Below are 10,119 nucleotides of genomic sequence, written 5' to 3'. Positions count from 1 at the left end.
CGGCTCGATCCACGACCTCACACCCGTCGAGTTGGAGCACATCGACTACGCTCTGATCGAACCCCTCGAACGAACGGGTTGACACCAGCAATACGCTCTCCAGACATGCCGGGGCGATTCAGAGCGCTGCTGGCCTTGGCTGCCGGAGCCGGGCTGACCGCGCAACAGATCATGGACGCGCAGGTCAGCGACATCGAGCTCACCGACGGTCGCGCGTTCGTGACCCTTCGCGAACCCATCGAACGTCGAGTACCTGTGCGCGCATCGTGGGTGCAGCCTCTGAGCCAGGCGATCGGCGGTCGAACCGCAGGTGACCTCTTCCACGCCTATCGACTAGACGAGTATCCGCCCCACCAGTTGCAGCAGTTCCTCACCAAGAATCGAGGAGAACTACGACCATCTGTTGCTCGACTGCGCTCAGGGTGGATCGTCTCCCTCATCAACGCGAACCTGCCCATCGACGTGCTTCTGGAGGTCACCGGATTCACGACACCAGCCAGCCTCTCCCCCTACCTTCGCCATACCCAAGCCCATAGCGCCACCGACTGGCTCGCCCCCATCACCGGCGAGGTCAACGCATGATGGCCACAATCGACGACCACGAGGACGAGCGCTTCGGCGGGTTCACCGAGGTCGAAGTCGACCAGCGCGGTCGACTAGAAACAGAGATCAGCCACGCCGATGTCGTTCGCGCCGCGACCAGGATCATGAAGTCCGGTGTCCTGACGCTGCTTGAAGATTGGGATCAGATTGACAATCCGGTGCCCGGACGGGGCGGGCGTCCAACCGAGATCCCCCGCGGCGCGATCCTGGTCGGGATGCTTCTCCTGGCTTCGGAGAAGAACTCCCTGTGGATCCGCAATCTCAACCGCGTTCTCTACCGCCGCCTCACTCAAGAGTCGCGCGACTACCTCGGACTTCCCACTCCGGTCGCATCATTCGGCATTGCTTCACGCGAAGAGAAACGATGGGAGAAAAACGTTGGCAACTCATTCCACCGAATCCTGCGACTCATGGACCCCTACCCGATGAAGCGATACGTGAACCTCGCCTACGGCCAAATCAGAGACGTTCTGGCCGCCCACGACAAGCACCGCGAACATATCGCGCGAGCACGCCTCAACGAGTTCACCAACGCCCTGCTGCACATGACCTACCGCGAGCAGCCACGTCACACACGCAGGGTCAGCAACCAGCTCGACATCTCCTTCGACCAGACCGTCATTCGCTCCGCAAGCCTGGCCAAGCAGTACGCACCAAAGCGCTTGGAGGCGCTGATCGCCGCGGAGGTCGCGGCAATTGCTAGCGGTGACCTCGACGAAATCCAGCGACTCTCGAAAACCAGCACTGTCGACCCGTTCGCCGGATTCCACGCCAAGAGTGAAGACAACCGCTCTGACCTCACTCCCGGCAGCAGAGACGCCACGTCCCCCGTGAAGCGCGGCGGTAAGGACACGGAGTACACCTGGGGATGGGAGGTGAACATCGCTGTCCGGGTGGACTCGGAGGCGCCCGGAGCCAGGCGGTTTCCGCAGCTCGCCGTGGCGGCCACCCTCAGCATGCCTAACGTCGGTGTCTCCGAAGAAGCCGTCGAACTCATGCGCATAGCCGGACAGATCGGACTCACTCCAGGTCTCGCCGACGCCGACAAACAGTACTGGGCCAACGCGCTACCGTCCCGGCTGCACCTTCCCGCACGGGCGTTGGGCTGGACCCCGTCAACCGAATACAGAATCGACCGGCTCGGCCCTCAGGGGAAGCACGGCGAGCTCGGGACGAAGGACGGCGTCATATTCATCGAAGGTCTTCGCTTGTGCCCCGGCACGCCGAAGGCGCTGCAGATGGCCTCGGTTGACCATGAGAAGAAGCAGAATGGCGTCGATGACGAGGTCTATAAGGTCCGAATCGAGAATCGGCGCGCGTTCCAGGTTCGGGCGAAAGAGCGTCCCGATGCCAAGGGGCGCCAACCCGTCAGTTGCCCCGCCCGGAGCAACAGCCCGACCGTCAGCTGCCCAATCTTCGAACTCCTCATGGAACGTGAGGGTAAGACTCTTCCTGCGGTCGCTGAGAAGGAGCGCATTCGCGTTGACGAGGCGGATGCTCCTGACATGAATTTCCTTCCCAAGATCTGCCGCCAGCACTCCGTGACACTGCAGCAGGAGGACGACATTCGAACCAGCCAAGGTTTCCAGTACAAGAGTGACGAGTGGAATGAGTTCCACAAGCACGCTCGGAACAGCATCGAAGGGCTCAACGGCAACAGCAAGGATGACGGCCAGGAGAGCATCGATAGTCCCTCGCGGCGTCGGGTCCGCGGATTCGCAGCAGCTGGGTTCTTCATGGCGTTCCTGCTCACCGTCTACAACCTGCGCGCCATTGCCACCTTCCTGAAAGAAGAAGCCGTCGCAGCGCTGAAGGACCAACCGAGCGAGCCCGGCGAGAAGAAGTGGCGCCGCCGCGACCGCGTGAGCATCAACCGGTACACAGGAACACTCCCGAGCGATCCCATCATCCTGCTCTACCACCAAGGCGCATTAGCGTCTCCACTCAGAACCTAGGCACCCCCGCCCCGAGTTCCCGCACCATACGCCGCATACAGATCGATACAACGCGCCCGGAAACGGGCGCGTTTCGTGGTTTAACCCTCCGGGGCGCCGAAAATCATCAAAGCGGCGAAATCAGACAGTATGAGTCGCTCCGCAAACGACGAAATCCCTCCCGGCATCTGCCAAAAGGGATCTCACTCTGAGTATTTGGGACGGTTTTTGGTTCGACCCTTTTGTCGGGCTGACAGGATTTGAACCTGCGACCCCTTGACCCCCAGTCAAGTGCGCTACCAAGCTGCGCCACAGCCCGTGGCTTGTCGCCATCGACCCTGTGTGGGGTGCGTTGGCAACCGAGATAGCTTATCGCGTTTCGCCGCAGCATCCGCACATCTGACGGAGCCCGGAACCGTGACGCGACCCCGCGGCTCGAGCGCACCGACGGTGTGCGCGGATGGCGGCAAAACAGTGGGGCACGAATACCTACCATTCCGAAGCAAGCTTGTACCCCGTTTCATGGTGAGACAGGCTAGTCTGCTCCCCCGGACTGGGGGACAACGTACCCCCTTTTCCGGCGGTCTGCGTGGTTCACTTGGGCAACGGCATCACCCGGAGGGACGCAACGATGTCAATGACGATTTTTACCCCGCACAGCGCACCGTCCAGCGAGCAGCGCAAGCGCAGTGATGCGCGCGTCACAGAACCCTCCATCGTTACCCGCACGGGTGGGAGGTGATCAGATGTCCGAACTCCGCAACGCCCAGCCCGCACCGCAGCAGGATGCCAGCGCCCCAGACGCGCGTGCGTACATCATCGACGCGGCCGCGACCGTCTTCGCCACCCGCGGCTATCACGGCACCACCCTCGACGAGATATTCGCCGCAGCGCGCGTCGACCGGACCACCTTCGATGCACTCTTCGCCGACAAGTACGAGCTCTTTCGCGAGGTTGCACTCCGCACGACGTTCGCGCTCCTTCGCGCCACCGACGGCATCGAAACCAACGACCCACGCCAGGCTCGCGCCATCCTCACCCGCGTCATCGACCAGTCCGTCGCGGTCACGATTGCCACACGCTCCACAGGGGGCTTCTACCGCTCCGAATACCGCTACCTCACGAGGCCAGATGCGCAGATGTTGAGCGAGCAGATCGGCGAATTGCGCCGCCGCTTCCGTCAACCCTTGATGCTCCACCGCCCGCAGCTCAGCGAAGCCGACGCCAACCTGCTCGCCGCGGCCGCGCAGAGCATCATCGCGAGCATCACCATCCACGAGACAAGCATGCCGGCGCCAAAACTCCAGACGCTGCTCAGCGTCACCGCGCTGCGCCTCCTCGACAGCGAACCGGCCGCGTGTGACCCGTTCGGCTGGGTGGCAACCCACCCGGAATGGCAGAGCGACACGAGTGAGGCCGGTCGCATCCTCGCGGCCGCCGTCGACCTCTTCTACGAACGGGGTTTCTCCACCGTCACCTTCGACGACATCGCGGCGAGCGCCGGTGTCACGCACGACACCATCCGGCGCCACTACGTCAACACGTCAGACCTGCTGAGCACTGCGTGCCGACGCGGCTACGAATCACTCGAGCTCGACACCACACGCGCCATCGCCTCGACCGAGTCACCCCGCGACCGCCTCGGTGCCCTCAACTGCGCCTACGTGCGCCACTACTTCGCCGACTACAAAGTCATGTCGATTTACCTTGCCGATGCCCGCAACCTCGACGACCAGAATCGGCCATCGATGCTGGCGATGCAAGACGACTCCGTGCGCCTCTGGACGAGCGTCATCATGGATGCTCGCCCAGAGCTTTCAGTCACTGAATCTACGTTCCTGGCCTTCGCGGCCCTCAGCCTGGTGAGCGACCTCGGCAGGCTTCTGCGTTGGGTCGACGACGACACGGTCAAAGCAAAGATCGAGAAGTGCACAAGCACGGTCATGGTGTTGGCACGATGAGCGCCATAACCCGCGACCGCACCCTCGATGCCACCATGCCTGCACCCGGAGGCTCCGGAGAGTTCCCCGACAGCTACGAGCGCTTCTCGACCGGCCTGCTCCGCGCCGTCGAAACACTGAAGACCGCGACAGACCACCTCACTTCCCTGCCAAGCGATGCCCGGCAGGCCAGGGCCCAACTCACCGCCATCGTCGAAGCGACCGCACAGGCGACCATCGACCGCGGGAATGTGAGCGGCTTCCACCGGTCACAGGTTCGATACCTCACCGCCGCCGACCGCGACCGTCACCGCGTCATTGTCGACGAAATCCAAGAACGTATCTACCGACCACTCTCCATCATGCGGCCTGAACTCAGCCGCGACGACGCATTGCTCCTCGCTGGTGCGGCACACAGCACCATTGCGAGCATCACGCTGCACCCGACAACCCTGCCTGAGCCGAAAATGCTCACCCTGCTCACCGTCACCGCACTCCGCATCCTCGACAGCAGGATCGGCAGGCCAGACGACCTCGAGGTGGATTACGCGTCCGTCGCGCTCCCCTGGCTCAACAACCCGACCCCGCAACACCGGGCCATCGCGAAGGCTATGCACCTCTTCGCTACGCGCGGATACGCCGCAGTGGCGATCGAAGATATCGCTGCGGCGTCCGACGTGCCGGTCGAGACCATCACGCGCGACGTGGGCTCAAAGTACGACCTCATGCATGCAGGCTGCGTCATCGGCTACTCGTATCTGCGGGCCACCAACGCCGCAATGCTTGCACTGCCGGGCGGGCCGCGCCGGGTGCTCTCGGGGCTGTGTGGCTCGTATGTGCACCACTCCTTCAGGGACCCCAACAGCATCACGGTGTTCGTCAGCGAAGCGCGCGACATCCCCGGAGCGTGGCGCGACGACATCTTCGACCTGCAGCGCGAGTTCTTGGACATCTGGACTCGCGCCCTCTGCGAAGCCCGAGCGGAGCTCACCCAGCCTGAGGCAGCCTTCTTGGCCTTCGCGGCCCTCGGCATCGTCAACGACCTCGGTGGCGCAATCGGCTGGCACGACAGCATCACCATCAGGGCCAAAATCACCCGCGTGCTCATGGTGGCGATGGCCTCCACCGGCCACTAAGCCTCGGCGCGCAAGCCGACAGCACGCACGCCGACAGACGACAAGCTCAGAGGCGGGCCCGCAAGGTTGGCCACGCGTCCGCGAAATACGGATGCAGCGGCAACGCATCGACGGCCTCGAGAGCAACCCAGCGAAGGTCGAGGCTCTCCGGGTCTGCGATGCGCGGCTCGAAGGCTCTCGTCACTGTGACGACAACCGTCGTGTACGACCAAAACCCCAGGTCGAGCACGCTTTCGAACAGCGGGTGGAGCGCGTCGCCCGGCACGGCGGCCTCCTCTGCGGCCTCACGGACTGCGGNGAAGGCTCTCGTCACTGTGACGACAACCGTCGTGTACGACCAAAACCCCAGGTCGAGCACGCTTTCGAACAGCGGGTGGAGCGCGTCGCCCGGCACGGCGGCCTCCTCTGCGGCCTCACGGACTGCGGCGTCGTAGGCGGATTCGCCGTCGTGTCGTGCACCACCCGGCAGCCCCCAGGTGCCACCGAAGTGGCTCCAGCCGGCGCGGTGCTGCAGCAGCACCCCGCGGGCGGGGTCGTGGGCGAGGAGCCCTGCGGCGCCGAAGACACCCCAAAACCGGCTGCCGTCGACGCCTTCGACCCAGCCGTCGCCCGAAGCGCGTGGTCGAAATGGGGGCGTGTGTGTCACCCCTCCACTCTCTCATGCGCGGGCGTGGTGGTTCGGCGTGTTCAGCCGTGTGACGTCAATTGCGCGGCGAGCAGCCGGAGGGCCTCGACCCGTCCAGGTGACGTGTTGTGCGCGTCATCGTCGTGCGCCGACATTCCGGGCACGAGCATGACCTCGTCGACGCCGATCTCCGTCGCCAGCTTCTGGATGCGAGCTGCCGCCGCCACGGGCTCGTCAATGACCCATCGCCCCAGCATCTGGTCGACGAGCTGTTGTTGTGCGGGAGCGAGGGTGATCGCTGCCGCCTCCTCGATGGTGGCGAGCGGGCCGAGCGGCTGCCCGCTGCGCAGCCGTGCCATCTGCTGGAGCGATGGCAGCGCGGCAGCGCTGGCCTCGGCGGCGGTCTGCGCGACCGAGACGTTGAGCGTGAGGAACGTCGTGGGGGTCGCAGCGCCCTCCCCTGGGGTGAAGCCGCTGCGGTACAGCTCGACGATGCGCTTCGTTCCTTCGCCGGAGAAGTGATGCGCAAACACGTACGGCAGCCCGAGCTTCGCCGCGAGCCGCGCCGAATAGTCGCTCGATCCGAGCAGCCAGGTGCTCGGCACGCTCGCCGCCTTCGGGGTCGCACTGAGGGCGTAGTTGCGGCCTCCGGGCAGCTGCAGGTTCGCGCCATCCGCATCGAGCAGCACCTGGATTTCCCCCACGTTGCGCTCGAACTCATCGACGTTGCTGGTGGTGCCGCTCGATCGCAAGAACGAGGTGATGACGGGGTCGCTCCCTGGCGCGCGGCCAAGGCCGAGGTCGATGCGCCCAGGGAACGCGGCCTCGAGAATCGCGAACTGCTCTGCCACGACAAGCGGGGAATGGTTCGGCAGCATGACGCCGCCGGAGCCGACCCTGATGCGCGACGTGTTCGCCGCAAGGATGCCCATGAGCACCGCGGGGTTCGTCGATGCGACGGCCGGCATGTTGTGGTGCTCGGCAACCCAGAATCGCTCGAAGCCGAGCTCATCGGCGACGCGAGCGAGCGTGATCGACGCTGCGATCGCATCCGCCGAGCTCTGCCCGCTTCGCACCGGAATCAGGTCAAGCACAGAGAGGCGAAGCGGATGCTGCGGCATGGTGTCAGTCAACGAGGTCATCCTTCTCGACAACCGTCGAGGGCCGCAACCTATTCCGTCAGGCGGCGGAGCTCGCGTGTGGCGAGCACGAGGCGGGTGACGAGTTCGCGACTTGCCGTCGGGCGCTGGATCTGCCCAAAGGTGCCCGAGATGTAGAGCCCGTCTGCTGGCGACAGGTATAGCACCGATCCGGTCGAGCTTGGGTGGCCGAGCAGCTCGACCGGGCGCGGGCCGGCCTGGAGCGTCGGCACGCGGTGACGGATGAGCCCGATGCCGGCGGAGCTGGTGACGGTGAGGCGGCGCCACTCGCGCGTCATGAGTTCGACTGCGTCGCGGTCGAAGAGCGCCCCGTCGAAGAGGGCGCGGAGAAACACGATGCCGTCTTCTGCCGTCGAGACGATTCCGCCCTGCGCTCGCACTGACGCCATGGTGAGCGGCAGGCGCACCGCTCGGGTGCCGTGGAGCAGGGGCGCGACGCCGTCGTAGCGATCGAGGTCGTTGAGGGAGAACGGCCAAGTGGCGGTGAGTCCGAGCGGGCCGGTGATGCGTTCCACGACCGCGGCCTCCCAGGGCATGGATGTGACGGCATCGATGATGTGGCCGAGGAGCGCATAGTTGGTGTGCGAGAAGTGGGCGCGTCGCGGGGCCCCCGGCGGGAACGCCGGTCGCATCGCCCGTACGACGCCGAGCGCCTGGCCGAAGGTCCACCCGCGGTCTCGCGAGAGCGCATCATCGAAGACCGATCCCCCGTCGTGTCTCGGCTGCATGAGATAGTTCGCGAGCCCCGAGGTGTGCATAAGCAGGTCCCGCACCGTGATGCGCTCAGTGTAGTCGTGTTCGCGGTAGACGTGGATGCCCGCGATGAGGTCCCCGTCGAGATACGCCACGATGGGGTCGTCGAGCCGCAGCATCCCTTCCTGGTGCAGCTGCAGTATGAGTGCCGCGGTGTAGAGCTTGGTGACGGAGCCGATGAAGTACGGCCGAGGCGTCGGGCCGGCCGGTGTAGCTGTGTCGTTGGCGGTGTCATAGAGCATCGACCACCCCGTCTCGGGGAAAGCGAACGCGAACGAGAGCGCGCCGACATCCGAGTGCGCCGCAAAGCGGTCGAGCACCGCGCGAACTCGGGTCTCGACGGCAGTCACGAGCGTGATTCTAGGCCCGCATGACGGTCGCACACCAACCCCCGTTGAGGGGTCCTCACTTCAAGAGGGCGGGCGCGGCGAGGGCTACGAGCGCTTGCGCTTCTCGCGCACGCGCATGTTCACGTTGATCGGGGTGCCCTCGAAGCCGAAGATCTCGCGCAGGCGACGCGTGATGAAGCGGCGATACTGCGGGTCGAGGAACCCGGTGGTGAAGAGCACAAACGTTGGCGGCCGGCTCGAGGCCTGCGTGCCGAAGAGGATGCGGGGCTGCTTGCCACCACGCACGGGGTGCGGATGCTCGGCCGTGAGTTCCGCGACGAGCGCGTTGAACTTGCCGGTCGGAATGCGCGTGTCCCACGATTCGAGCGCCGTTTCGAGCGCCGGGACAAGCTTTTCGAGGTGGCGACCCGTCTTGGCTGAGATGTTGACGCGCGGCGCCCAGGCGACGTGCGACAGATCGCGCTCGATCTCCTTCTCGAGGTAGATGCGACGCTCATCGTCGAGCAGGTCCCACTTGTTGTAGGCGAGCACGAGGGCGCGACCGGATTCGAGCACGAGGTCGATGATCTTGAGGTCTTGCACGCTCACCGGCTCGGTGACATCGAGCACGACGACGGCAACTTCGGCCTTCTCGAGCGCGGCACTCGTGCGCAGCGAGGCGTAGAAGTCGGCACCCTGCGAGAGGTGCACGCGGCGACGGATGCCGGCGGTGTCGACAAAACGCCACACCTTGCCGCCGATCTCCACCTGCTCATCGACGGGGTCGCGCGTTGTGCCGGCGAGCTCGTTGACAACAACGCGCTCCTCCCCCGCTGCCTTGTTCAGCAGACTCGACTTGCCGACGTTGGGGCGGCCAAGGATGGCGACGCGACGCGGGCCACCGACCTCCTCCTTCGCAACGGCAGACACCTTGGGCAGCACGCTGAGGGCGTGATCGAGCAGGTCGGCGACACCGCGGCCGTGCAGCGCCGACACGGGCCATGGCTGCCCCAGCCCGAGGCTCCACAGCTCCGAGGCGTTCGGCTCCTGGCGCACATCGTCGATCTTGTTCGCGACAAGGATGACGGGCTTGTTGGTCTGGCGCAGCATCCGCACGACGTGCTCGTCGGTCGAGGTGGCACCGACGTTCGCATCGACAATGAAGAGCACGGCGTCGGCGAGATCGACAGCGACCTCGGCCTGCATGGCGACGGATGCATCGATGCCGCGAGCATCCGGCTCCCACCCGCCCGTATCGACGAGCGAGAATCGACGCTCGTTCCACTCCGCCTTGTAGGTGACACGGTCACGGGTCACGCCGGGGGTGTCCTCCACGACGGCCTCGCGGCGGCCGAGGATGCGGTTCACGAGCGCGGACTTGCCAACATTCGGCCGGCCGACAATCGCGAGCACTGGCAGCGCCGGGAGGTACACGACCGCGTCGGGGTCGTCGCCGACCGCGTCGAGGATGTCGAGGTCTTCGTCGTCGAGGTCGTAGTCGGTGAGGCCGGCACGCAGCGCGTTGGCGCGGATGATCGCTTCGTCGTCGGTGATGGCGGCGAGGCGTCCGGCGAGCTGCTCATCGAGCTCCGGAAAGTCGTCCTGATCGTGGTCTGCCATTGTGGGGTCCTTTAGGGAT

8 protein-coding genes and 1 tRNA gene are annotated in these 10,119 nt (G+C 65.2%); 4 read left to right on the top strand and 5 right to left on the bottom strand.

Features of this window, described 5'->3' with window-relative positions; all coding sequences use genetic code 11:
* The first annotated feature begins 105 nt into the window (after positions 1-105).
* On the top strand, positions 106-582 hold the full coding sequence (locus tag ACY48M_RS08740) for a hypothetical protein (protein ID WP_462819874.1): 477 nt from the start codon (positions 106-108) through the stop codon (positions 580-582).
* Complete coding sequence (locus ACY48M_RS08735) at positions 579-2,558, top strand: hypothetical protein (RefSeq protein ID WP_462819873.1); 1,980 nt, start codon at positions 579-581, stop codon at positions 2,556-2,558. The genes ACY48M_RS08740 and ACY48M_RS08735 overlap by 4 nt, the downstream gene beginning before the upstream one ends.
* Positions 2,559-2,782: 224 nt before the next feature.
* Here ACY48M_RS08735 and ACY48M_RS08730 read toward each other — a convergent pair.
* Positions 2,783-2,856 (bottom strand) — tRNA-Pro (locus ACY48M_RS08730).
* A gap of 427 nt (positions 2,857-3,283) precedes the next feature.
* On the opposite strand from ACY48M_RS08730, the gene ACY48M_RS08725 reads away from it, so the two are divergent.
* The gene (locus ACY48M_RS08725; protein ID WP_462819872.1) at positions 3,284-4,498 is read left to right on the top strand and encodes a TetR/AcrR family transcriptional regulator; all 1,215 of its coding nucleotides are present in this window, start codon (positions 3,284-3,286) and stop codon (positions 4,496-4,498) included.
* Complete coding sequence (locus ACY48M_RS08720) at positions 4,495-5,613, top strand: TetR/AcrR family transcriptional regulator (RefSeq protein WP_462819871.1); 1,119 nt, start codon at positions 4,495-4,497, stop codon at positions 5,611-5,613. Before ACY48M_RS08725 ends, ACY48M_RS08720 begins: the two co-directional genes overlap by 4 nt.
* A gap of 46 nt (positions 5,614-5,659) precedes the next feature.
* On the opposite strand, the gene ACY48M_RS08715 is transcribed toward ACY48M_RS08720, so the two are convergent.
* From ACY48M_RS08715 to der, 4 genes are all read right to left on the bottom strand, one after another.
* On the bottom strand, positions 5,660-6,259 hold the full coding sequence (locus ACY48M_RS08715) for an NUDIX domain-containing protein (protein ID WP_462819870.1): 600 nt from the start codon (positions 6,257-6,259) through the stop codon (positions 5,660-5,662).
* 41 nt (positions 6,260-6,300) lie between these two features.
* Positions 6,301-7,380: an LLM class flavin-dependent oxidoreductase gene (locus ACY48M_RS08710; protein WP_462819869.1), complete on the bottom strand. Its 1,080-nt coding sequence runs from the start codon at positions 7,378-7,380 to the stop codon at positions 6,301-6,303.
* Between the two features lie 29 nt (positions 7,381-7,409).
* Complete coding sequence (locus ACY48M_RS08705) at positions 7,410-8,501, bottom strand: serine hydrolase domain-containing protein (RefSeq protein ID WP_462819868.1); 1,092 nt, start codon at positions 8,499-8,501, stop codon at positions 7,410-7,412.
* A gap of 84 nt (positions 8,502-8,585) precedes the next feature.
* A complete protein-coding gene (gene der, locus ACY48M_RS08700) occupies positions 8,586-10,100 on the bottom strand; it encodes a ribosome biogenesis GTPase Der (RefSeq protein WP_462819867.1) in 1,515 nt (504 codons plus the stop codon).
* Positions 10,101-10,119 lie beyond the last annotated feature (19 nt).

The sequence above is a fragment of the Homoserinimonas flava genome (genome assembly GCF_054969005.1).
Note: the sequence above shows the minus strand (reverse complement) of the source record. Positions and strands in the feature narration are given on the sequence as shown.

Excerpts from the sequence above, each read along its gene's own strand:
- ACY48M_RS08740 (WP_462819874.1), top strand. The coding sequence starts at position 106 with ATGCCGGGGCGATTCAGAGCGCTGCTGGCCTTGGCTGCCGGAGCCGGG.
- ACY48M_RS08735 (WP_462819873.1), top strand. The coding sequence starts at position 579 with ATGATGGCCACAATCGACGACCACGAGGACGAGCGCTTCGGCGGGTTC.
- ACY48M_RS08725 (WP_462819872.1), top strand. The coding sequence starts at position 3,284 with ATGTCCGAACTCCGCAACGCCCAGCCCGCACCGCAGCAGGATGCCAGC.
- ACY48M_RS08720 (WP_462819871.1), top strand. The coding sequence starts at position 4,495 with ATGAGCGCCATAACCCGCGACCGCACCCTCGATGCCACCATGCCTGCA.
- ACY48M_RS08710 (WP_462819869.1), bottom strand. The coding sequence starts at position 7,380 with ATGACCTCGTTGACTGACACCATGCCGCAGCATCCGCTTCGCCTCTCT.
- der (WP_462819867.1), bottom strand. The coding sequence starts at position 10,100 with ATGGCAGACCACGATCAGGACGACTTTCCGGAGCTCGATGAGCAGCTC.